This is a genomic window from Herbaspirillum sp. ST 5-3, assembly GCF_004804275.1.
In the GTDB taxonomy this organism is placed as follows: Bacteria; Pseudomonadota; Gammaproteobacteria; order Burkholderiales; family Burkholderiaceae_D; genus Noviherbaspirillum.
In genome coordinates, this window is the sequence record NZ_STGI01000002.1 from 381,469 (window position 1) to 406,215 (window position 24,747).

The 24,747-nt window shown below is 61.2% G+C and carries 16 protein-coding genes; 6 read left to right on the forward strand and 10 right to left on the reverse strand.

The features are described from left to right. Position 1: 1 nt before the first annotated feature. The 4 genes from E6W33_RS05445 to E6W33_RS05460 are packed head-to-tail and all read left to right on the forward strand — an operon-like array spanning position 2 to position 8,172. Entirely contained in the window at positions 2 to 1,636 is a 1,635-nt protein-coding gene (locus tag E6W33_RS05445) for a methyl-accepting chemotaxis protein (protein WP_168798537.1), read from the forward strand. A gap of 48 nt (positions 1,637 to 1,684) precedes the next feature. Continuing rightward, a complete protein-coding gene (locus E6W33_RS05450; protein ID WP_168798538.1) occupies positions 1,685 to 3,889 on the forward strand; it encodes a response regulator in 2,205 nt (734 codons plus the stop codon). 11 nt (positions 3,890 to 3,900) lie between these two features. Then, complete coding sequence (cheB, locus tag E6W33_RS05455) at positions 3,901 to 4,971, forward strand: chemotaxis-specific protein-glutamate methyltransferase CheB (RefSeq protein ID WP_136415138.1); 1,071 nt, start codon at positions 3,901 to 3,903, stop codon at positions 4,969 to 4,971. Positions 4,972 to 4,980: 9 nt separating this feature from the next. Then, positions 4,981 to 8,172 carry an EAL domain-containing protein gene (locus E6W33_RS05460; protein WP_136415140.1) on the forward strand — a complete coding sequence of 1,064 codons (3,192 nt, stop codon included), beginning with the start codon at positions 4,981 to 4,983 and terminating at the stop codon, positions 8,170 to 8,172. Between the two features lie 474 nt (positions 8,173 to 8,646). Here E6W33_RS05460 and E6W33_RS05465 read toward each other — a convergent pair whose 3' ends face one another. The 10 genes from E6W33_RS05465 to E6W33_RS05510 form a co-directional block, all read right to left on the reverse strand. Continuing rightward, positions 8,647 to 10,896, reverse strand: coding sequence for an arginine/lysine/ornithine decarboxylase (locus tag E6W33_RS05465; protein WP_136415142.1), 2,250 nt, complete (start codon positions 10,894 to 10,896; stop codon positions 8,647 to 8,649). 232 nt (positions 10,897 to 11,128) lie between these two features. Next, the gene (locus E6W33_RS05470) at positions 11,129 to 12,478 is read right to left on the reverse strand and encodes an erythromycin esterase family protein (RefSeq protein WP_136415144.1); all 1,350 of its coding nucleotides are present in this window, start codon (positions 12,476 to 12,478) and stop codon (positions 11,129 to 11,131) included. An 84-nt stretch (positions 12,479 to 12,562) separates the two neighbouring features. Then, positions 12,563 to 13,744 (reverse strand): SRPBCC family protein, encoded by a 1,182-nt coding sequence (locus tag E6W33_RS05475; RefSeq protein WP_168798539.1) that lies wholly within the window; start codon positions 13,742 to 13,744, stop codon positions 12,563 to 12,565. 588 nt (positions 13,745 to 14,332) lie between these two features. Next, entirely contained in the window at positions 14,333 to 14,902 is a 570-nt protein-coding gene (locus E6W33_RS05480; RefSeq protein ID WP_136415148.1) for a DUF4337 domain-containing protein, read from the reverse strand. 8 nt (positions 14,903 to 14,910) lie between these two features. Further along, entirely contained in the window at positions 14,911 to 15,393 is a 483-nt protein-coding gene (locus tag E6W33_RS05485; protein WP_136415151.1) for a dihydrofolate reductase, read from the reverse strand. Continuing rightward, a complete protein-coding gene (locus E6W33_RS05490) occupies positions 15,393 to 16,187 on the reverse strand; it encodes a thymidylate synthase (protein WP_136415154.1) in 795 nt (264 codons plus the stop codon). The genes E6W33_RS05485 and E6W33_RS05490 overlap by 1 nt, the downstream gene beginning before the upstream one ends. 58 nt (positions 16,188 to 16,245) lie before the next feature. Continuing rightward, positions 16,246 to 18,033: an ABC transporter transmembrane domain-containing protein gene (locus E6W33_RS05495; RefSeq protein ID WP_136415156.1), complete on the reverse strand. Its 1,788-nt coding sequence runs from the start codon at positions 18,031 to 18,033 to the stop codon at positions 16,246 to 16,248. Then, entirely contained in the window at positions 18,030 to 19,064 is a 1,035-nt protein-coding gene (locus E6W33_RS05500; protein WP_247869549.1) for a carotenoid 1,2-hydratase, read from the reverse strand. The genes E6W33_RS05495 and E6W33_RS05500 overlap by 4 nt, the downstream gene beginning before the upstream one ends. A gap of 86 nt (positions 19,065 to 19,150) precedes the next feature. After that, positions 19,151 to 21,691, reverse strand: coding sequence for an ABC transporter permease (locus tag E6W33_RS05505; protein ID WP_136415158.1), 2,541 nt, complete (start codon positions 21,689 to 21,691; stop codon positions 19,151 to 19,153). Next, positions 21,688 to 22,350 (reverse strand): ABC transporter ATP-binding protein, encoded by a 663-nt coding sequence (locus tag E6W33_RS05510; RefSeq protein ID WP_136415160.1) that lies wholly within the window; start codon positions 22,348 to 22,350, stop codon positions 21,688 to 21,690. Before E6W33_RS05510 ends, E6W33_RS05505 begins: the two co-directional genes overlap by 4 nt. 185 nt (positions 22,351 to 22,535) lie before the next feature. On the opposite strand from E6W33_RS05510, the gene egtD reads away from it, so the two are divergent. Continuing rightward, positions 22,536 to 23,492 (forward strand): L-histidine N(alpha)-methyltransferase, encoded by a 957-nt coding sequence (gene egtD / locus E6W33_RS05515; protein ID WP_247869550.1) that lies wholly within the window; start codon positions 22,536 to 22,538, stop codon positions 23,490 to 23,492. Positions 23,493 to 23,506: 14 nt separating this feature from the next. Then, positions 23,507 to 24,742: an ergothioneine biosynthesis protein EgtB gene (gene egtB, locus E6W33_RS05520; protein ID WP_136415162.1), complete on the forward strand. Its 1,236-nt coding sequence runs from the start codon at positions 23,507 to 23,509 to the stop codon at positions 24,740 to 24,742. Positions 24,743 to 24,747: the final 5 nt, after the last annotated feature.

Genomic DNA, 24,747 nt, shown 5'->3' on the forward strand with positions numbered 1-24,747 from the left:
GATGAAAACGATTCTGGATCTCAGTACGCGTGCGAAACTGTTGCTCGGCTTTGGGCTGTTGATTGCTCTGCTGGCGACAGTCAGCACGATCGCGTATCGCGACACAGCGCATCTGAAGGAGTCGCAACGCGAGTTGTTCCAGGAAGATTTGTCGATTTCGCTTGAACTGATGGCCTTGCGCACCACGCTGAACCGCGAGCGCGTCGCGCTATTGTCGCTCGTGATCGGGGATGCAGAAGAACAAGCCAGGCAGCGGCTGAAGCTCGAACAGGAAGGCGCGGCATTTGATGCTTTGATCAAGAAGCTCGCCGCGCACAAGCTGAAAGATCCCGTCTTTGCGCAAAAACTCGACAAGCTTGTCGGCTTGCGCCGGAATCTCATCGAAGACCGCAATCGCGACGTGTTTCCCGCAATGAAAGCCGGAAAACGCGAGCAGGCGGCGTCGATCATCCTCGGGCCCTTGCAGCAATCTTTTCAGGCATTTCGCGACCTGGCCGACCAGATGGGCGAGGAACAGATTGCCGAAGCGGAGAAGCGTATGCGGGAATCTGAAGCGCTGGTCGATACCGCGCAGACAACACTGATCGTTGCCAATCTCGTTGCGATCGTTCTTGGACTGGCGCTTGTGCTCTGGCTGGACCGACTGATCGCCATGCCGCTGAAGCAGGCCACCACTGTCGCGCAGAGGATCGCCGGCGGTGATTTGACGGTGAGCGTGCCGACATCTGGCGGCAAGGATGAAGTCGGCCAGTTGCTGGGCGCGCTCGACCTGATGGTGGATAACTGGAAGCAGACGCTGAAAGAGATCAGCGGAGGCATTGTCACGCTGAGCGCTGCCGCCAGCGAGATTCTCGCCAGCACCATGCAGGCATCGGCGGGGGCGACGGAAACGGCGGCTGCGGTCAGCGAAACCACGGCAACCGTGGAAGAGGTGAAACAGACCGCGCTGCTGGCGAGCCAGAAGGCGCGCACCGTGTCGGACGCCGCGCAAAGAGCGGTGCAGACCGCGGATGCCGGCCGCAAGGCTGTCGAAGGCGGCATGGAGGGCATGGAAAACATTCAGGACCAGATGGAATCCATTGCGGAGACCATCGTGCGCCTGAGCGAGCGCAGCCAGGCCATCGCCGAAATCATCGCCACCGTGGGCGGCCTGGCCGAACAGTCCAACCTGCTGGCAGTCAATGCGGCGATCGAAGCCGCCAAGGCCGGCGAGCAGGGCAAGGGGTTTGCGGTCGTGGCGCAAGAGGTCAAGGACCTGGCGGACCAGTCGAAGCAGGCTACCAGGCAGGTGCGCGTGATTCTGAGCGACATCCAGAAGGCGATCAGTGCGGCGGTCATGACGACCGAGCAGGGATCAAGGACGGTTGCCGGCGGCGTCGAGCAGACCACCGAGGCGGGCAATGCGATCAGGAGCCTCGCGCAGAGCATTTCCGATGCGGCCCAGGCGGCGGCACAGATCGCGGCGTCCAGCCAGCAACAGCTCGCCGGGATGGACCAGGTTGCCATGGCAATGGAAAACATCAAGCAGGCCAGCGCCGAGAACGCGGCCGGCGCCAGGCAATCCGATGCCTCTGCCCAGAACCTGCATGAGCTAGGCCAGAAACTCAAACAGGTGAGCGAGCGCTTCAAGTTCTAGTGCGATCAGATCATGCCGGATCCGAAGAACGCGTTTCTGCAGAAATTGATGCAGACTTTCCGTGTCGAGGCGGAAGAGCATCTGCAGGACATCGTCTCGCAAGTCGTGCTTCTGGAGCAGAAGGGCGAAGCGCCGTCGCTGGAACAGGTGGAGCGCATCCTGAAAAGGCTGCACACCCTCAAGGGCGCGGCGCGCGCGGTCGATCTGACCGATCTCGAGACGCTCTGCCACGCGATGGAAAACGTTTTCTCGGCGATGCGCACCACGGACGACGGGCTTGCCGCCGGACAGTTCGACCTTGTCCATCAAGCCTGTGGCCTGGCCCGGACCCTGACGAACGAACCGTCGGACAGGGCGCGCAATCTTGCCGGCGCGCTCGCGCAGCGGCTGAACAGCCTGAGTGCGCAACTTGACGCCGGCGAACGCAGCGCGCCGATAGCATCGGATGCTGCGCAACGCTCGCCGGAGGAGGATGACGAACCGGCGCCGCAGGCCGTCCGCACCAATGTCATCAAGGTCGAGGGACAGAACCTCGACGCCATCCGTTATCAGACCGAAGCCTTGCTCTCGGTAGAGCTGGGATTGCAGCAACATGTCGCGGATCTGGTTGCTCTTGCCGACAGCATGGCCGAATACACCGCGCGTCTGCGTCCTGTCGACTCCGTATTGCACCGGCCGGCGCGTTCCGCACGATCGGGAATGCGATCAAAGGGCGCGGCCGGCGAGAGCAAGGCAAGCAGGACCGACAAGGTGCGCGAGGACTTCGAACTGCAATGCCGGCGCGTGGCGAACGCTATCGGCAGGACGCAGCGCGACTTTGCGATGATCCGCTCGCGGCTGCTGGATGCGACGCTGGAAACCGCACTGGTGCCATGCGCATCCGCTCTGGAGCAGCTTCCGGGCCTGGTCCGGAATCTCGCGCGAAGCCGGGGCAAGGAAGCGGTTCTGCACATGCAGGGAGAGAGCACACGCATGGACCGCCGCATTCTCGACACGATACGAGAGGTCATGATCCATCTCGTGACGAACGCGGTCGACCACGGCATTGAAGCCGCCGAGACACGCCTTGCGGCGGGCAAGCCGGCGGCGGGCGCGATTCGCATAACGGTGGCGCAATGCAGCGACAATCGGGTTGCATTCACGCTTAGCGACGATGGCGCCGGGATTGACGTCGAAGCGATCATCAAGGCCGCAACCGGCCGCGGCAAGCTGAGCGCCGAACAACTGGCCGGTTTGAGCGACCGGCAAAAGCTCCAGCTGGCGCTGCATGCTGGCGTTTCCACCAGCCGCGAAGTGACTCATGTATCCGGCCGCGGCGTAGGTCTGGCCATCGTCGCGGAAAAAGTCGCTTCGCTCGGTGGCGAACTGTTGATCGACAGTCGCCCCGGCGAGGGATGTTCCTTCGAATTGCTGCTGCCGGTGCGGCTGGCGACTTTGCGTGGCCTGATATTGCGTAGCAGGGGCGCGCAATTTGTCCTCGCGCTGTCCGGCATCGAGTCGGTGCGCGCTCTCAAAGAGGACGACATTCGGACGATCGAGAGCCGCGAAACCCTGCTGGTGCGCGAGAGCGTCGTGCCTGTGATCCGGCTCGGGCAGTTGCTGGGTCTGGAGCGTCCTGCGGCTGGGTCAGCCGGCGGTGAAAACATAGCGCTGATCGCACGTGCCGGAGGAAACCTGTTTGCATTGCTCGTCGACGAGATTCTCTCCGAGCAGGAAGTGTTGCCCAAGGGTTTGGGCAAGCAGTTGCGGCGCGTCCGTTTCATTGCCGGCGCGACGCAGTTGGGCGATGGCAGCCTGGTACCCATACTCCGGCTCGAAGATATTGGCGCACATGGATTGACGGGCAATGACGCTGCATCTGCGGGCCGGGTGCAAAGCGAGGCGTGGGTCGCGAAGCGGATTCTCGTGGTCGAGGATTCCATTACCTCGCGCCTGCTGCTGAAGCACATCCTGGAGGGCGCCGGTTATCTGGCGGAAACGGCGATTGACGGCCTGGATGCCTTGTCGAAGCTGCGCCAGGGGAATTTTGATGCGGTCGTCAGCGACGTCGAAATGCCGCAGATGGATGGGCTTGAGCTCACTGCGCAAGTTCGCGCCAATCCGAAGACCGAGGAGTTGCCGGTGATTCTCGTGACATCGCTGCAGTCGTCCGAGGAAAAGGAACGCGGCTTGCGGGCCGGCGCCGACGCCTATGTGGTGAAGGGCGCATTCGATCAGGACAGCCTGCTGGCGACGATCCGGCGTCTGATTTGAAAGGAAGGACGATGATACGCGTTTTGGTGGCGGACGATTCCCCTTCGGTGCGCGAGCTGCTGGTGTACATCCTCGGCTCGGACCCTGAGATCGACATCGTCGGATGCGCTGAGGATGGCGAAGAAGCGGTGCGGATGGCGCAGCAGAAAAAGCCGCATGTCATCACCATGGATCTGCACATGCCGAAGCTCGACGGCTTTGAGGCAACGCGCAAGATCATGCAGACCTGCCCGACGCCCATCGTCATCGTCAGCGGCAGCGTGGATCCGGAGGAAGTAGGCATGAGCTTCCGCGCCATCGAAGCCGGCGCGCTGGTCATGGTGCAGCGTCCCTTCGGTATCGGCAATGCGATGCACAACCAGACCTCTAATGCGCTGATTCGTACGGTGAAATCGATGGCCGAGGTGAAAGTGGTGCGTCGCTGGTCGCGGGATCCCGCCGTGAAAAATGAAAGCGTCGGCACGGCGATCGCCGAACCGCGGAAGAGGCAGTGCAAGCTGGTGCTGCTCGGCGCGTCCACCGGCGGACCTGCCGTGTTGCGCGACATCCTCGCCCAGTTGCCCGCCGATTATCCGCTGCCGATTGTCATCGTGCAGCACATGGCCTCGGGCTTTGTCGACGGATTCGCGGATTGGCTGTCTTCCGCAAGCGGCATCAAGGTCGCGCTCGCAACGCATGGGGAGCACCTGGTCGGTGGCCGGGCCTATCTCGCGCCCGACCGCTTTCAAATGGCCATCGGCCGGAGCCTGCAGGTTGAATTGTCGTCCGGTCGCCCCGAGCATGGAATGCGCCCGTCGGTGTCGCATTTGTTCCGGTCGATCCACAAGGACCTCTGCCGCGGAACGGTCGCCGTGCTGCTGACCGGCATGGGCAAGGATGGCGCACAGGAGTTGCGCCAGCTCAAGGACAAGGGCGCGATCACGATCGTGCAGGACCGCGCCACCGCAGCCGTGTACGGGATGCCGGGCGAGGCCATCAAACAGGACGCGGCATCGCTGATCCTGGATCCGGTGGAGATCGGAAAACTATTACATGCGTTGGGCAGGGAGTTGCCCTCGAATTCGCCTTATACCGGTATTTGAAGGAAAAGAATGAATCACATCGTTGTCCAGAACGAATTGCCCGCCGACATTCTGGTTGTCGAGGACAGTGAAACACAGGCGGGTCAAATTGCGCATCTGCTGGAAACTGCCGGATACCGCGTTCGCGTCGCCGGGAACGGGCGCGAAGGCCTGGCGCAGGCGCGGGCGGTCAAGCCGACACTGGTGGTGAGCGATATCGCAATGCCCGAGATGGATGGCTTCGCGATGTGCCAGGAGATCAAGAAGGACAGCGGACTGAAGGATGTGCCGGTCATTCTCCTGACTGCACTGACCAGCCTGTATGACGTGATCAAAGGCCTCGACTGCGGCGCTGACAATTTCATTCGCAAGCCGCTCGACGGAAAATACTTGCTCGGCCGGATCCGCTTCATCCTCGCCAATCGCGCATTGCGCAGCAACGACCGGGTCGAACTGGGCATGAAGATCAATCTCGGCGGGCAAACGCATTTCGTCACGGCCGAGCGTCAGCAGATTTTCGACCTCCTCATCTCGACGTATGAGGAAGCGATACAGATGACGGAAGAGCTGCGCCTGCAGCAGAGCCAGATTGCGCATTCTTACCAGTCCCTGCACGGCTTGTACCGGATCGCGGAAGCGCTGAATCCGACCATCACCGAAAAGGCGGTTGCCGAGATGGCGCTGGAACGCGCGCTCGACCTGCCGGGCGTGATCGGCGGCTGCGTTCTTCTGCTCGATGCCGATGGCGGATTCCGTTGTGTCGCTGCGCAGGATTTCGGCACTGCCGCTCAAGTGGCAGAGGAGACGATAGACTGTGCCTGTCGCAGCAGACTGCTGACAGGAGATTTTCACGTGCCGCAGGTCATCGAGGATTGCGCGATGTTGCGCCAGGATCCTGTCGCTTATCCGAGCGGAGGCGGGCACGTCAGCGTGCCGCTGGCCGTCGGCGACCGCACACTGGGCGTGATGAATCTTCTCATCGTCGACACGAGCGCAGTGAGCGAAGAAGACCTGCGCGTGCTCGACACGGTCGGCAACCAGATCGCCATCGCGCTGGAACGGGCGAATCTGTATGCGCACATGGAAGCGCTGGTCAAGGAACGCACCGAAGCATTGCAGGCGGAACGCAATCTGCTGTCCGCCGTGGTCAACACGACCGGCGCGCTGGTCTTCCTGGTCGACCTTGCCGGCCGCATCGTGATGTTCAATCCCGCCTGCGAACAGACGCTCGGATGGAAAGCGGAAGAGGTGCAGGGGCGCCCTTACTGGGAGCTCTTTCTCGATCCGGAGCGCGCGAAAGTGGTCAAGTCGATCTTCGGCAGTCTCGACATCACGAAGTTGCCGGCGCAAATCCAGGGCGACTGGATTGCGCGCGACGGCAGCCGCCGCAATATCATCTGGTCGACCACCTTCCTCAAGAATGCCGATGGCAGTGTCGAGTATTTTCTCGGCAATGGCATCGATGTCACCGAGCTTCGGCTGGCCGAGGAAAGAGTGCGCTATCTCAGCAACTTCGACACCTTCACGGGGCTGCCCAATCGCATTCTGCTCAGGGATCGTGTCAGGTTCTGGCAGGAGCGCGTGTCGGCGACCAGGAAGGTCATGGGGTTCCTGGTCATCCACTTCGATCGGCTCACGCTGATCCGCGAGAGCTTGGGAATCCGCGCCGAGCAAGACTTGCTGCTGCAGATCACGCGACGTCTCAAGGAATGGGCGTCGGCGGACGACAGTATCGCGCGCTACGGCGACACCAGTTTCGCAGCAATCGCCGTACGCGCCGAGCCGCAGGATCTGTCCGTCGTGGCGCGGCAGATCCTCGCCGCGATGAGCGCGCCGTTTCAATTCGAACAGCAGGATGTGCACATTGACGCGCATATCGGAATCACCATTTTCCCGAATGATGGCGAGGAGTACGACACGCTGTCGCAGGGTGCGGAGGCGGCCATGCGCCGCGCATTGACCAGCAGGACGGAGCGGTGCGAATTCTACCGGCCGGAACTCAACCGTGAAGCGAGCGAGCGCTTCAAGCTGGAAAATGCGCTGCGCCATGCGCTGGAGCGCGACGAATTCCTGCTCCACTATCAGCCGCAGGTCAGTCTGAAGACAGGGAAGATTGTCGGATTCGAGGCGCTGCTGAGATGGCAGCAGCCGAAATTCGGACTGGTTCCGCCGGGGCGATTCATCGGTCTCACCGAGGATACCGGACTCATTCTGCCGATCGGCGCATGGGTGCTGCGCACGGCATGCGAGCAGATTCGCGCCTGGCAGCAGGCGGGCTTGCCGCCAGTGCCGATCGCGGTCAATCTCTCGGCCAAACAGTTTTCCATGAACATTGCCGATACGGTCAAGAGCATCCTCGAGCAGACAGGCGTGGATCCGAGCCTCATCGAACTCGAACTGACCGAGACGGTATCCATGGAGGATCCGGAGAGCACCATCCAGATCCTGCGCACGCTCAAGGAAATGGGCGTGCTGCTGGCGATTGACGACTTCGGGACCGGCTACTCGAACCTGAATTACCTGAAGCGGTTCCCGGTCGACAAGCTCAAGCTCGACCAGTCATTTGTCCGCGACCTGATCTCCGACCCGGATGACCTGTCCATTTCGCATGCGATGATCGCCATGGCGCACAGCCTGCGTCTGACGGTGATTGCCGAAGGAGTGGAAACCGAGGGTCAACTTGCGCTGCTGGCGCAGCACGGTTGCGATGAAATCCAGGGTTACTTCTTCAGCAGGCCGGTGGATGCGGCCAGCGCCGCAAGCATGTTCAGTGAAAACAAGTCGCTGGCGCTGGATACCCTTGAACGCCGTCCGTACAGGCGCACAGTGTTGATCGTCAGCGGCGAGGCAGACCTTGCGGCGGCGATGCGGGACGCGATGACGCGCGCGGGATTCACCGTGTTCCAGTCCGGCAGCGCGGCGCAAGCCTTTGAAGTGCTCGCTGCCGAGGAAGTCGGCGCCGTTCTCTGCGATCGCCGCATCCGGGACATGGACGGGGTCGAATTTCTGGCACGGGCAAGCCAGATGTATCCGTCCGTCGTCCGCATGATGTCGATGCATGATGACGATCGGCGCTCGCTCGGAGAGATCAATGGCATCTTCGGGATTGTCTCCAAACCCTGGAAGGCGGCGGAACTACTTGCGGCCCTTGGTGCTGCGCTTGGCGAGTTTGAGTCGAGGGCAAAAAAAATCCCTCTTCCTTTGCAGGAAGAGGGAGGATAAGGGGTAGCGTATTTGCGATACGGCCACTTGTACTTCACGCACGCTGCCCCCAACCCAAACATCTCCTCCACGGAGACGCAGCCCACCCTAAGGAGCCTGGAAACAGATTTGAATTGGACTTGTCATGCAATGAATCCCCGTCGCATCGGGAAATTCATCGCATGTTCGAAACTCGGCTTGCCATGAGCACGCGTGGATCAAATCGCCGCGGCTTTCCTGCGTCTCATTGCGTGTTGTTATTGTTTAATGATGATGCACGGAAACACTCTGAATGACTGTTTCATAATTGCGAGAGATGTTGCCAAATGTAAAAACAGGGAACGCAAGTCCGATGCCAAGGGGAAATTCGGCAGGTACTGACAGAGTTTGGCAGTGCGCGCGGGGGTACGGGCACTTGTGGACACCCCTGGTGACAATTCACGTCACTTGAATGCGGGCGCAGTGCGGTTTCACCCGCGCTGCGCCCGATGAAGTTTACCTCACGCAGTCGACGTAGTAACCGCGCTTGCCGTTGACTTCCCGCGTCACGAGACCGTGGACATCGGTCTCGAAGCCGGGGAACTTCTCGTTGAAGTCGCGCGCGAACTTCAGGTAGTCGACGATGGTCTTGTTGAAGCGCTCGCCCGGAATCAGCAGAGGAATGCCGGGCGGATACGGTGTCAGCAGGATCGCGGTGACGCGGCCTTCCAGTTCGTCGATCGCAACGCGCTCGATCTCGCGATGCGCCATCTTCGCAAACGCATCCGACGGCTTCATTGCCGGCTGCATGTCGGACAGATACATCTCCGTGGTCAGGCGCGCCACGTCGTAGATCTTGTACATGTCGTGGATGTTCTGGCACAGGTCGCGCAGGCCGATGCGCTCGTAACGCGGATTGGCCGCGGCGAACTCCGGCAGGATGCGCCAGATCGGCTGGTTCTTGTCGTAGTCGTCCTTGAATTGCTGCAGCGCCGTCAGCAGCGTGTTCCAGCGGCCCTTGGTGATGCCGATGGTGAACATGATGAAGAACGAATACAGGCCGGCTTTTTCGACAATGACGCCATGCTCGGCCAGGTATTTGGTGACGATCGACGCCGGTATGCCGGTCTCGCCGAACTTGCCGTCCAGCGACAAGCCCGGTGTGACGATCGTGGCCTTGATCGGGTCGAGCATGTTGAAGCCCGTCGCCAGCTTGCCGAAGCCGTGCCAGTTGTCTTCGGCGCGGATGATCCAGTCTTCGCGCGAGCCGATGCCTTCTTCGGCAAAAGTGTCCGGTCCCCAGACTTGGAACCACCAGTCCTGTCCCCACTCCTGATCCACCTTGCGCATCGCGCGGCGGAAGTCGAGCGCTTCCAGGATGCTTTCCTCGACCAGCGCGGTGCCGCCCGGCGGCTCCATCATGGCGGCGGCCACGTCGCAGGAGGCGATGATCGCGTATTGCGGCGAGGTGGAGGTGTGCATCAGGTAGGCTTCGTTGAACATGTCCTGGTCGAGCTTCACCGTCTGCGAGTCGCGCACCAGGATCTGCGACGCCTGCGACAGGCCGGCCAGCAGCTTGTGCGTGGATTGCGTCGAGAAAATCAGCGATTCCTTGGCGCGCGGGCGGTCCTTGCCGATCGCGTGCATGTCCTTGTAGAACTCATGGAAGGTCGCGTGCGGCAGCCATGCCTCGTCGAAGTGCAGAGTGTCGATCTCGCCGTCCAGCATGTCCTTGATGGTTTCGACGTTGTAGACCACGCCGTCGTAGGTCGATTGCGTAATGGTCAGGATGCGCGGCTTCTTGTTTTTCGCTTCGCGGGCGAAGGGATTGGCCTCGATCTTCTTCATGATGTTTTCGATCCTGAATTCCTCCAGCGGGATCGGGCCGATGATGCCGAGGTGGTTGCGCGTCGGCATCAGAAACACCGGAATCGCGCCGGTCATGATGATCGAGTGCAGGATCGACTTGTGGCAGTTGCGATCGACCACGACGATATCGCCGGGACCGACCGTCGAGTGCCAGACCATCTTGTTGGAAGTCGAGGTGCCGTTGGTGACGAAATAGCAGTGATCGGCATTGAAAATGCGCGCGGCATTGCGTTCCGACGCGGCGACCGGGCCGGTATGGTCGAGCAGCTGGCCCAGTTCTTCCACCGCGTTGCAGACGTCGGCGCGCAGCATGTTCTCGCCGAAGAACTGGTGGAACATCTGCCCGATCGGCGACTTCAGGAATGCCACGCCGCCCGAGTGGCCGGGGCAATGCCACGAGTAGGAACCGTCCTTGGCGTAATGGACCAGCGCACGGAAGAAGGGCGGTGCCAGTCCGTCGAGGTAGGAGCGTGCTTCGCGGATGATGTGGCGCGCAACGAATTCCGGCGTGTCTTCAAACATGTGAATGAAGCCGTGCAGCTCGCGCAGGATGTCGTTGGGGATATGGCGCGAGGTACGTGTTTCACCGTAGAGGTAAATCGGGATGTCGGCGTTCTTGTGGCGAATCTCTTCGACGAAGGCGCGCAGCGATCGGAGCGCATGCTCGGTTTCTTCCGAGCTGCCGCCGCCGAACTCCTCGTCATCGATCGACAGGATGAAGGCGGAGGCGCGCGATTGCTGCTGCGCGAACTGCGACAGGTCGACATAGCTGGTCACGCCGACCACTTCCATGCCTTCGCTTTCCATTGCTTGTGCCAGCGCACGGATGCCCAGACCCGATGTGTTCTCGGAGCGGAAGTCTTCGTCGATGATGACGATGGGGAAGCGGAATTTCATGAGGTCTCCAAAAGGACAGATGACAGGGAGACGCCTGGGTCAGTCGTGGCAACAACCGCTTGCGCGCCGAAAAAACGAATTTTCGCAGATATGGGGATTGCGTGGGGAAAAACGAGGCCAAAGCGAGCAGATTCGCCGGCCGCGTGCCATTTTGATAACTTTGCGCCTGTGGTTTGCCGGGGCATCGGTCCCATCAGCTGTCTTTCCCGGCCAATCGCTTCGCACTTGGCACCTATATGCCGACCGGGTAGGTTTCCGGCGCTTCGCCGGATTGCTCGTGGGCGCCCTGCGCCAGCGCCTGCACGGCGTGGGTTTCATCGAAGTGCAACACCGCGTCGAATTGATGGGCCAGATGCGCGTAGAAGTAGTGGCTCTGCCGCTCGGTATTCGGGGCATAGATGACGCCGATCGCCCGTTCCAGGAGAGCGCTGGACGGCAACACACGGGTTTCGACATGATTGATGCGCAGAGGCAGCATGAAGCGCGACAAGGCGGTACGGTGAAAGGCTTCCTCGTAGCTGCCGGGCAGGGCCGGTCGGACCTGCTTCTGCTCGGCCGGGCCGTCCCAGTCGGAGGCGGCCGTCACGGTGCCCTGATAAGTGGTAAATCCGATCAGCACCGCGTCGTCATGGTAGCGTTCGCGCGCCAATTGGCCGACGTTCCATTCGCCCTGGTAGCCGATTTCGGTCGCCCGTGCATCGCCAATGTGGGAATTGTGCTCCCACACGACGATTTTGGCGGCCTTGCCGGGCCTGGATAAATGCGCCGCGAGCGCCTGCAAGGTGTCTGCCATATGCAAATCGCGCATGTTCCAGGATGAGATCCGGCCCTGGAACATGGTGCGATAGTACTTTTCGGCGTTCCTGACCAGGCGCGCGTTCTGTTCCGCGTAGAAGAACTCGTCCGCCGCAAGCTGGTCGTCGGCATCGCGAAACTCGAGCGCTCTCGAGCGCAGGTCATGCAGTTGGGCGAGCACCTGTTCTTCGCAGGAGGGCGACATGCCGAAGCTCGTCGCATATCCGTAACGCTGGCTGTCTTGATGATAATGATCGAAGCAGGCATAGCGGGCGCGGGCGCGCGCGGCGGCCTCCGGATCCACCTTGTCGAGGTAGCGCAGCACCTCGTTCATCGAGGCGAACATGCTGTACAGGTCGAGCCCGTAAAATCCGGCGCGCGGCGCTTGCGACGGCAAGGCGTCGTTATGCGCGCGCAGCCATTCGATGAAGCCGAGCACATCGGTATTGCGCCACATCCAGGTGGGAAAGCGTTCGAAGCCCGACAATGCGCGTTCGGCGTCAGCATCGTCGCCGCGTCCGCGCACGTAACGATTGACGCGATAGGCATCGGGCCAGTCTGCCTCGACGGCAACGGCATCGAAGTTCTTTTCGAGGATCAGGCGCTTGGTAATTTCAGCGCGCTCCCGATAAAACTCGTGCGTGCCATGGGTCGCTTCGCCCAGCAGCACGAAACGTGCATCGCCAATCAAGTCCATCAAGGGATCGTAATCGTTGCTTGACCCGTTCAGCAGATGCGCAGCCGAAGCAATCGACACGCTGAGTGGAGAATTGGTAGCGGTTGTCATGGCTCATCCGGATCGGAGTGGTTGGACATGCCTGAAACCGCTTCTCCGGAAAGCGGTTTCAGGCGCTCTTCGCGCTGCTCACGTTCAATGCACGATGGCACCCATGTGCGATGCAGGCTGCGCGGCATCGCGTGGCGCAATGCCGCTCTCGATGAAGGACTTCATGCGCATCAGATCCTCATCCATCTGCCGTTTCGGATTGCCGTTGAACAGCGAGGCGGCGGCATGGCCCAGCGTTCCGGCAGGCGGACTGTAAACCATGTGCACACTGACCCGCGTGCCATCGCCTTCCGGTTCGAAATGCACCGTGCCGGTATTCTGTACGGTCGCGTCCGGCTCGCTGCGCCATGCCAGGCGTTCCGGGCGATGCGAGTCGGTGATGACCGCGTCCCATTCGATCTGCGTGCCGGCCGGTCCGCTCACGATCCAGTGCGAGCGTCCATTGCCCAGATCGCGCACTTCCTGCACGTTGGACATGAAGCGCGGGAAGTTCTCGTAGCGGGCCCACGTATCGAACACGGTTTCGGGCGAAGCCTGAATATAGATGGTCTTGTGCAGATCGACGGCCTGCTTGCCTGCGCTCATCATGCGGGTGAACGGACGGTTGCTGATACTGCGTGCCAGCAAGCCGAGTCCGATCGCGGCTGCCGCGGCGCCAACCGGCGAGCGGCGAACCAGCCCGTACAGGCCGAGCGCGCTGCCGCCGACCGTACCCACTGCGCGCAAGGCAGGCGGCCAGGTTTCCTGCATGATGGATGCGCCGGCACGACGCAACTTGCCTTCGCCTTGCAGGCTGGGAATTCCTGCTCCGCTTTCATGCACATCCAGATAGTCCTGCACTTCGTTGACGCCCGCCACCGACTTTACACAATCGAGCAATTGCTGCTTTTCACTCGCAAGGACAGGGCCATGTAAGGTAATGCAGCCGTTCTGCGCATTGACCTTGACCGCGCGTGGATGCGATACGACACGGCCGATTTCCTTGCGAACGCGCGCCACCAGTGTTTCGTCGTCGCCGGCTTGAGTGCGTTGCGAGAACAGGCGGCCTGCCTGCGCGCGCCAACCCTGTATCCGATTGTTGAGATCGCGCGATGCGACATCGATCGCCCCGCTGGTCTTGGTTGCCACGCTGCGCATCTTGTCGGAGGCCAACGCACGGCGGCGCCTGCCGCGATCAGGATCCGCCAGATACATCGCGACTGCGCCAAGTGCGGCGCCCGCGACCCAGAATGCCAATGACTGACCCTTGCTTGATTGCTGATCCATATCCATCTCCTTTGTTCAAGTATTGACGGTGCGTGGCACAAGCCTGTCGGAGCGGAACGAATCACACCTTGGCAGGCATTGCTCACGATTCCTGGGCGGCCCCATACCAGAGCCATTCATACGGCTTGATGTTCCCGAAATGATCATCACTTGCATTCAGCCTGGATTGGATTGCCGAGAGTTAAGCATGTGGGAGTACGGAGTAAAGCCGGAATCGACGCGGCATGCTGGTCTTGCGCGGCTGGCGGAAAATTCGTGGAGAGCATGTCTGCCATCGGGGCGGAGCCAGAAGCGATACTGCCGATTTCGTTCACTGCGCCTGCCATGCCGCCCTTTCCGTGCCTGTCTTCCAGTGGGTGTCATGCGCTGAAAACTGGCAACCAATCAACAAGATCGATCGAGATAGAATCGGGAAACATCCAAACAGTTGGACATGACATATGCATAAACGTTGCACGCATTCGGCGAGTTTGCGCATGCGGCGGGAGGCGTTGATGCGGAACGGCAGGGGAGAGGTGGGGGAAGGCCGCCGGCTTTGCGCAAGTCGACGGCCAGGTGTTGCGTTGGCTCAGGGCATGGTGCCCCGGATCAGAAGTGCAGCCAGGCCATCACGCCAAGCGCGATGCCCACGCCTGCCACACCGTAGGAGGCATATTCCAGCCACTTCTTGCGGGTCAGGAGCGTAATTGCAGCCAGCGAAATCGCGATCTGTTCCGCGGTCATTGCCTGTGCCCAGCGATGATGCTGGTGCATCTGCTCGTCCGATTGCTTGTCCCAGTCGTGCGAGACCGCTTCCAGCTTCTCGGCATCGGCCTTGATGTCGGCCTTTTCCTTCTTGTAGCGTTCGACTTCCGACTTGTATTTTTCGGTATCGACGCCGGGCAGGCTCATCGCCAGTTCCGCCAGATTCTGCTTGTTGGACTTGGCCTGATAATAATTCCACTGATTGGACGCTTCGGTCTTCTTGATCGCCGCGTTATTCTTGAAGAGCGCCGCGTTGTTCTGCGTCGCGCCGGCCTGATAACCGAAGACCGCGCCAACCGTCGCGAGTATCGCCGTGGTCACCGCGATCTTGCTGGAAAAACTGTCGCCGCCGTGTGCGGCATGTTCCACTTCATGGTCATGCGGGCCATGCACATGAAAACCGTGTCCTGACATTGCCTCTCCTAGATTCTCTGGTAAGTAACGAATGCGTAGTCGAATCCGTTTGGATCGGAATGATACTTCTCACGCGCGACTTCTTTCCACTGTTTTGGATCGATCGCCGGGAAAAATGCATCACACTCGAAGGTCCTGGCAATTTCGGTAACCACCAGGCGGTCGGTGCGCGGCAAGGCTTCCCGATAGATCTGCGCGCCGCCGATGATGCAGGCTTCCGCGTCGCCGACCAGCTCGATCGCCGCATCGAGCGACGTCACCGCCTCGACGCCCTCATGCCGCCATGCGGCGTTGCGAGTGATGACGATATTGCGCCGGTTGGGCAGGGGGCGTCCGATCGACTCGAAGGTCTTGCGACCCATGATGACGGGATGCCCCGTGGTCGTGCGCTTGAAATGCGCCATGTCTTCCGGCAGGCGCCAGGGCAGGGAATTGTTGATGCCAATGCCACGTTGTGCGTCGGTGGCGACGACGATGGTCAAGTGCGCCATTACACCGCCACCGGCGCCTTGATATGCGGATGCGCCTGGTAATCCGTGATCTCGAAATCCTCGTACTTGTAATCGAAGATCGAATCCGGCTTGCGCTTGATGAGCAGCTTCGGCAGCGCATAAGGCGTGCGCGACAACTGTTCCTTCACCTGTTCCATGTGGTTCGAATACAAATGGCAATCGCCGCCGGTCCAGATGAATTCGCCGGGCTGCAGGCCGGTCTGCTCCGCCACCATGTGGGTGAGCAATGCATAGGACGCGATATTGAAGGGCACGCCGAGGAAAATGTCGGCACTGCGCTGGTACAACTGGCAAGACAATTTGCCATCGGCCACGTAGAACTGGAAGAACGCATGGCAGGGCGGCAGCTTCATCTGCGGAATGTCGGCCACGTTCCATGCCGAGACGATCATGCGGCGTGAATCGGGATTGTTCCTGATCTGATCCATCACCTGCGCGATCTGGTCGATGTGCTTGCCGTCCGGCGTGGGCCAGGAGCGCCATTGATAGCCGTAGATGGGGCCGAGGTTGCCGTCCGCATCGGCCCATTCGTCCCAGATCGAGACACCGTTGTCTTTCAGGTATTTGGTGTTGGTCGATCCTGCCAGGAACCAGATCAGCTCGTGAATGATGGACTTCAGATGCAGCTTCTTGGTGGTCAGCAGCGGGAAGCCCTGCTGCAGATCGAAACGCATCTGATAGCCGAACACCGAGCGGGTGCCGGTGCCGGTGCGGTCGGTTTTTTCGGTGCCATGTTCTTGAACATGGCGCATGAAGTCGAGGTATTGGCGCATGTGTGTTTTCCGTGAGTTGCGCTATTTTAACGGGTAAAAAGGCGGCAGCGTGTTTGCGTTAATCTTGCGAAAACTGCAATGCTGCGAGGCTGGCGTAGAGTCCGCCTTGCGCCGTCAGCGACGCATGGGTGCCGATCTCGATGATTCGCCCGTGTTCCATCACGACGATGCGGTCGGCGCGCTGCACGGTCGCCAGCCGGTGCGCGATCACCAGCGTGGTTCGCCCCTTCATCGCCGCCTCCAGTGCGCTTTGCACCAGGCGCTCGGATTCCGCGTCGAGTGCGCTGGTCGCTTCATCGAGCAGCAGCAGTGGCGGATTTTTCAGCAAGGCGCGCGCGATCGCAATGCGCTGCCGCTGGCCGCCCGACAGGCGCACGCCGCGCTCGCCGAGGAAGGAGCGGTATCCTTGCGGCAGCTTCTCGATGAATTCATGCGCCGCCGCCAGCTTTGCAGCCGCGATGACTTCCTCGTCGCTCGCACCTGCGCGGCCATAGCGAATGTTCTCCATCGCATCTGCCGAGAACACGACCGTATCCTGCGGCACGATGCCGATGGCGCCGCGCAGGGTGTGCAGGTCGAGCTTGCGGATATCGACACCGTCGAGCAGGATGCTGCCGTGCTGCGGGTCATAGAAACGCAGCAGCAGCTGAAACAGCGTGCTCTTGCCCGCGCCCGACGGGCCCACGACGGCGACGTTTTCGCCGGGGCGGATGTCGAGGGAAAGATCGAGCAGCGCTGGCGACTGCGGGCGGGAAGGGTAGCGGAAGCCGATCCCTTGCAGCGCGAGCGAAGCGCCGTTCGCCGTGCGCGGCGGCAAGGCTTGCGGCTGCGAAGGCGACTGAATCGGCGAGCGGACCGCCATCAGCTCCAGCAAGCGTTCCGCGGCGCCTGCCGCGCGTTGTGCGTCGCCGATCACCTCGGACAGCGCGCCGATCGCACCCGCGACGATGGTGGCGTACAGAATGAACTGGCCAAGCTCGCCGGCCGTCATGCTGCCCTGGATGACCGCCTGCGCGCCGAGCCACAGGACGAACACATTCGCGCCGAACACCAGCAGGATCGCGACCACCGTCAGCAGTGAGCGCGCGCGGATGCGCTGCAATGCCACCTGAAATGCGCGCTCGACCAATTCGCCGAAGCGTTGCGATTCCAGCTTCTCGTGGGTGAATGCCTGCACAGTCGGCATCGCATTCAGGATTTCACCTGCGAGTGCCGAGGTGTCCGCGACACGGTCTTGCGAAGCGCGCGACAGTTTGCGCACGCGTCGTCCGAACAGTACGATCGGCAATACCACCGCGGCAAGCAGCACGATGATGATCCCGGCCAGTTTGGCGCTGGTGACGAACAGCATGACGAGCCCGCCGATGCAGAGCAGCGCATTGCGCAGCGCCATGGAAATGCTGGTGCCCACCAGCGTCTGGATCAGCGTAGTGTCGGTTGTCAGCCGCGACAGCACTTCGCCGGTTTGCGTGGTTTCAAAAAACTGCGGGCTTTGCGTGACCACATGGCGATAGATCGCGCTGCGCATGTCGGCGGTCACGCGCTCTCCCAGCCACGACACCATGTAGAAGCGCGACGCGGTGGCGATCGCGAGCACGCTGGCAACACCGAACAGCGCAAGGAAATACAGGTCGATATGCGCGCTGCTTTTCGCTCCGGCCGCGCCGAAGCCGAGATCGATCATCTGCTTGAACGCATACGGAATCGCAAGCGTCGCGGCGGCGGCGACGAGCAGCGCGATGCCCGCGAGGATGATTTGCTTCTTGTAGGGGGCGAGAAATGGCAGCAGGCCCTTGAGGGTGGCCAGGCTGCCTTTGCGTGTTTCGTTCGATGTGCTTGTGTTCATAATTTGAGTGGTTTGACGTAGCCCGTCAGTTCGAGATAACCGCGGCCGGCTGCCTTGCCATCGCGCTTGACGGTGACAGCGCCCTCCCAATACACCGCGCCGGTCGATTGCCGCGAGTCCAGTTCCTGATCATCCTGCAGCGGGACCAGGTCCCAGGTGGCCGACCCGGTTTCGATGCGCGTGGCCACGGGGTAAGTCGCATTGGTGCGCGGCGAGTTCCAGCTGCGCTGCGGCAGGAAGCGCACCTGATCCGGATCGTAGTTGGTGATGTGTCCCGCCGGATCGCGCAGGGCGGCATGCGCCCACAGCTTGGCGCCATCCTTGCCACGGATCTGAAATGCCATCAGTGCGGAACCGTCATCGAGATTGATGCCGGTCCAGTCCCAGCCCGCCGCGTCGGCGTCCAGCACGCTGGTCGACCATTCATGATCGAGCCAGGCAATGCCGCTGACCTTGACTGGTTTCCCGTTGCGCGTCACGGTACCGGCAAGCTTGAGCTGGGGTTCGCTGTAGTAGTAACTTGCCTGTCCCGGCTTCGGCCCCTTGCGAGAAAATCCGTGATCACCCTGCAGCATCGGCTCTTGTGTGGCCGCCAGCGAAAAATCCAGCGCAAAATCACGCGCTGCGGCATGCATGCGATAGCCACCATTCGCGTTTCGCACCAGTCGCCAGTCGCCAAGCTTGACGTCGGTGTTGCCTTGCTTCGAATATGCGAGGTCAAAGCCTTCACGCGCAATCTTCTGGTCGTGCAGGAGCTTGCCGATGGCCGGATCAGACAAGGCCGCATGCGCGATGATGAGCTGCCTGGGAGCAAAGCGGCTTGGGTTGGCCGGGTTGTGCTCGGTAGCGGAGCGGAAGAAGGTGATCTGAAATCCAAGCTGCTTGTTGTCCGGCGTTTCCAGCCAGCCCGTGACATACCACCACTCGGTACGGAAATCCGGATGCGCGCCAAAGTCACGCGGAAAGGCAAGCTGCCTGCCCGGATCGACTGTCGCGAATCGCGGCGCATCGGCAAACGTCGGCGCCGCCATAAGCGGCAAGAGCGACAGGAGCAGCGCCGTCCAGCATGCCGCAGCGCTGAACTTGTTCGACAAGGATGAAAACATAGTGCTGGCCATTACCAATCCTCCCTCACTGCACGCACCGCCTGTCCGGACACGGCGTATCGTCCCGCGATCAGGGCCGTGATTGCCGCCGAACCCGAGAGCACTGCTGCGACGGTGAGCAGCACGTTCCACGGCATGTGCAATTGCATCGTCCAATGGAAGGATTGCGGATTGACCACAAACACCAGGATCAGGCTGATTGCGCCGCCCAGCAGAAAACCGATCGCCACGCCCAGCAAGGAAAGCAGGCCGCCTTCGACAGCCAGCATGGCGAGGATCTGCCTGCGCGTAACGCCGATGTGACGCAGCATCCCGAATTCCTTTGCACGCGCGAGCGTTTGTGCGGAAAAGGTTGCCGCCACGCCGAACAGACCGATCACGATGGCCACCACCTCCAGCAGATAGGTCACGGCAAAACTTCGGTCAAAAATCTTCAGTGTGATGGCACGAATGTCGCCGGGCAGGGCGAACTCGAGCGCAGCGCCGAACGGCAGCCGCCGCAATTCGGCGATCACCTGTTCCGCCTTGACGCCGCTGCGCAACCACAGCGCCGCGTCATTGACCTCCATGTCGCCCGACAAGCTCCGGTAATCCGGCAAACGCATCTGGATTGCGCCCGACTGTCTTGCGTAATCCCGCCACACGCCGGCCACGACGAACTGCTGCGTACGACCCGCAATATTCAGCGAAACGCGCGCGCCAACTCGGTAGTGATACAAATCGATGACCGCTTCCGATACCCAGATCGGCAGCACGTCGGCCGGCAGTTCGCTCGCCGATAAAGCCTTTCCTGCAAGCGGCAAGATCTTGCCCGGATCGACAACATCGATCGGCCTTGCCATCAGCGTGACCGGCGGACGTGCCGGGTCAAGCACCAGCGGCAGCGTGCGCAGGAAATCGGCGCGCGCGACGCCCGGCAAGGATGCGATCGCTTGCTGGTCGGCGGGTGACAGCGCGCCGGTGTTGCCGCTGAGGGCCGAGCGTACATAGAGGTCGGCGGAGAGCACATCCGACAGCCAGTTGTCGACCGAGACCCGGAAGCTTGCCACCATGATCGCCATCGCCACCAGCAGGCTGAAACTCGACAGCACGCCGCCGAGTGCGATCGACGCCTGGTTCGGCGCGTTCGCCAATCGTGCCAGCGTCAGCGTCGCGATGACCTGCGGCTTGCGGCCGGTCATGCCGGACAACATCGCAAACGCCAGCGCCGAAAAACGCGGCATCAGCCCGATACCGCCGATCAGCAGCAAGGCAATCGCAAGATAACCGAACAGCGGCAGCTCGAAAACCGGCGGCAGGCGCGTCAGCAGTGCGCCTGCAGCGAGACAAGTCAGCGAAGGCCAGGGCGAGGACAACCTGGACAAGGCAACGTCCTCGCTTCCCGACTTGATCGCCTGCGCAGGTCGCGCGCGGGCAGCTTCCCAGGCCGGACTGGCGCAGCCGAGCAACGCGGCGATCGTGCCGAGACTGAAGAACGCCGCCGCGGCCCAGGGCGAGAACTGCACGGTCGGCTGGACGCCGGGAAAATACCCGCCGCCCAGGTCGCCTCCGAATAAGCGCAATGCCGCCGCAGCGATTGCATAACCGCCTGCCAGACCCAGCAGCGATCCGGTGACGCCAAGCAATCCGCCTTCCAGCAGGATCTGGCCCAGCACCTGCCGGCGTGTCATGCCGATCACGCGCAACAAGGCAAGCTGGCTGCGTCGCCGTATCACCGACAAGGCTTGCGTGGAAAAAACCAGAAAGGCTCCGGTGAACAATGCCACCAGCGCCAGCACATTCAGGTTGACGCGATAGGCGCGCGACATGTTGTTGGTGCGCTCCTCTTGGTCCTCGGTCTCCGTGACCAGATATTGCGGCTGCAATTCCCTGGTCAGCGCGGCCTTGAACGCGGCGCGATCGATGCCTGCGGCCAGCTTCAGGTCGATATGCGAAAGCTGCCCGATGCGGCCGAAGCGCCATTGCGCCGCTCCGATGTCCATGACCGCGATGCGCTGTCCCGCGCGTGCGCGCACCAGGCCGCCGGCCACGCGCAAGACGACCGCTTGCGTTCCGACGCGCAATTCCAGCCGATCTCCGCGTCGGACCTGCAGCCATTCCATCGCCGCCGGCGAAAGAAAGATCGCATCGTCGGCGAGCGTATCGAAAGGCCGGTCTTCGGCCGGCATGCCGATCAGATCCGGTGCAATGGCAGCGGCCTTGAACATGTCGACGCCCAGCACCTTGAGCGCGCTGCGCTGCCCCGGAATCGCCGCATCGAGTTCCAGCACCGGATTGGCGAGCGCGACGCCTTCATGCTGCGCGAGACGGGGATAAAGCGATTCGTCGAAGAAGGCTTGCGTGCTGCGCACCTGCAGGTCGGCCTGGCCGGACAGGCTCTTGATCGCCGCGGAAAACTCGTTGTAGGCGGCGGCATTGATCAAATGGATGGCGAAGCCGAGCGCCACGCCCAGCGCAATCGCGCCCGTGGCGATCAGTGCACGCACCGGATGCGCGCGCCATTCGCCGAGCGTGAGCCACTGGCCGAGAAAGGATCGCTGGCCGCCACTCATGCCGGCACCGATTCCATCGGCAGCAATCCTTGCTTCGTCAACATCAAGATGCGATCCGCGGTGGCCGCCGCTGCCGGCGAATGGGTGACGAGAATGCCGGACGCGCCGTTTTGCTTGATTTCATCACGCAGCAGGCGCAGCACCTCGTGTGCGGTATCCGGATCGAGGTTGCCGGTCGGTTCGTCGGCCAGCAGCAGTTTCGGCTTGTGCACCAAGGCGCGCGCAATCGCGACCCGCTGCAATTCGCCACCGGAAAGCTGGCGCGGAAAATCCTGCTCCCTGCCGCGCAGGCCGACCGCCGCCAGCATCTGCGTCGCTCTTTGCGTCTCGCTGTGATTGAGCATCAAGGGCAAGGCGATATTCTGGAACAGCGTGAGATGCGGCAGCACATGAAAGGCCTGGAATATGAAGCCGAACTTTTTTCGTCTGAGCAAGGTTGCTTCATCGTCGTTGAGCGAAGACATCGGCACGCCATCAACGACGATTTCGCCGGCATCCAGCGAATCGAGGCCGGCGACCAGATTCAGCAGGGTCGATTTGCCGACGCCGGACTCTCCCATGATCGCGACGTATTCGCCATCCTTGATGTCATGCGACAAATTGCTGAGAACACTCCGGCCATTGGGGTACGACTTGCTGATATTGCGAAGCTGTAACATCGATACGCTTTCTTCTCGGTATGCCTGATTGCTGAAGCTTACGTGTTGTGACAAAAAAGAACGGGATGCCCTGTCCGGACTTGTGACGCATCAAGGGACGGTCGATTCACGCGACCTATGATAGCCAAATTCCCTTCACGCGGCGCCGCCCGGCTCGGCTACCGCCGCATTGCCATTGACAGGAAATCTTGCAAAGCGGATTCATTCAGATCTATCACAAGAACACGAATGCGATATGCGCTGAGCTCAATGCAGGCTTGCTCGCGCCGCAAGCCTGCATCTCGCCGAAATTTCTCTATGACGGGCTGGGTTCCAAATTGTTTGCGGCCATCTGCGAGCTGCCGGAATATTACCCCACGCGGACCGAGGCGCTGATTTTTGAGCAATACCGCGCCGAGATCGCGCGATCCACGGGACGCGGGTCGACCTTGATCGATTTGGGCGCCGGCAATTGCGAGAAAGCCGCCAGTCTGTTTTCCGCCTTGCAGCCGGTGCAATATGTACCGGTCGATATTTCGGTCGATTTTCTGCGCGAGGCGGTCGAGTGCTTGCGCTACCGCTATCCGCAGATCAGGGTGACGGCACTGGGCATGGACTTTTCCAGCGCGCTCGAACTTCCCGACGCAGTTCGTTCTGACAAGCGCTTGTTCTTTTATCCCGGCTCGTCGATCGGCAACTTCACGCCGGAGGAGGCTGCCGCCTTTCTCGGCAGAGTGCGCGATGCCTGCCGCGCCGACGGGGGGCTGCTCATCGGGGTCGATCTCATCAAGGATGAGGGCTTGCTGTATGAGGCCTACGACGACGCAATCGGACTGACCGCGGCTTTCAATCTGAATATGCTGCAACATTTGAACCGTTTGCTCGGAACCAACTTCAAGCCGCGCGACTGGCGCCACGTCTGCCAGTTCAACGCCAGCGAGAGCCGCATCGAATTGCACCTGGAAGCGCTGCGTAGCGTGACCGTGACGTGGGACGACGGCGAGCGACGTTTCTCGCAGGGCGAACGCATCCATACTGAAAACAGCTACAAGTACACGCCTGAGAAATTTCTGCAATTACTGGAGCGCGCCGGATTCGCGCATGTGAACAGGTGGAGCGATCCCCATGGGTGGTTCATGTTGTGCCATGCACAGGCAGTTTGAAACGAGAGGTGACGATGAGCGCCTTCGCTGACGATCGGCAATCCGCCTACCGCCGTGTTCGCGGTCGTACCGCCGCCTTGTCGGAGCCTCTGACCGATGAAGACTGCTGTGTGCAGTCGATGCCGGACGCCAGTCCTGTCAAATGGCATCTGGCACACACGACCTGGTTTTTTGAAACCTTCATCCTCGAGCGCTTCGAGGAGGATTTCCGCGCGTATCATCCGGCGTACCGGGTACTGTTCAATTCCTATTACAACGGCATTGGCGAAAAGCATCCGCGCCCGCAGCGCGGCATGCTGACCAGGCCGTCACTCGGCGATGTGCGCGCCTATCGTCGCAACGTCGATGAGCGGATTGCTCTCCTGTTGTCGGCCAAGGAAGAACACGATGAAATCGCACGACTGCTGGAGATGGGCTTGCACCATGAACAACAGCACCAGGAGCTGATCCTCACCGACGTCAAGCATTTGCTGTCTCTGAATCCCTTGCTGCCCGCATACTGCAGCACAAGCTTGCCGAACACCAGCTACGAGGAACCGATGGCCTGGCGCGCATACGATGCCGGCGTCGTCGAGATCGGCCATGCCGGCGATGTGTTCTGCTTCGATAATGAATTGCCCCGTCACCGTCAATTCCTCGAACCGTTTTCGCTGGGCTCCAGGCTGATTTCGAATGGCGAATACCTCGCATTCGTCGAGGATGGCGGCTATGCGGAGCCGGGCTTGTGGTTGTCCGAGGGATGGGACTGGGTACAGGCCAACCGCGTGTCGCAACCGATTTACTGGCGCCAGGGCGACGATGGATGGCAGGAATTCACGCTGCATGGTTTACAGCCGCTCGATCGGCATCGTCCCGTGACGCATGTTTCCTATTTCGAGGCGGATGCCTATGCGCGATGGAGCGGCGCACGCCTGCCGACAGAGTTTGAATGGGAGCACGCCGCCACGGGCGCGAGCGATTTCGGACATGGCAGCTTTCATCCGAGCGCGCATATCGGCTCACGGGATACCGAACTGACGCAACTGTTCGGCGAATGCTGGCAATGGACCGCGAGCAGCTATGCGCCTTATCCCGGATATCGCGCGGCGGCAGGCGCCATCGGCGAATACAATGGCAAGTTCATGTGCAATCAGTACGTGCTGCGCGGCTCGTCCTGCGCGACGCCGCCCGGACATGCGCGCACGACCTATCGCAATTTCTTTCCCGCATACGCGCGCTGGCAGTTTTCCGGCATTCGCCTGGCGAAATAAGGATA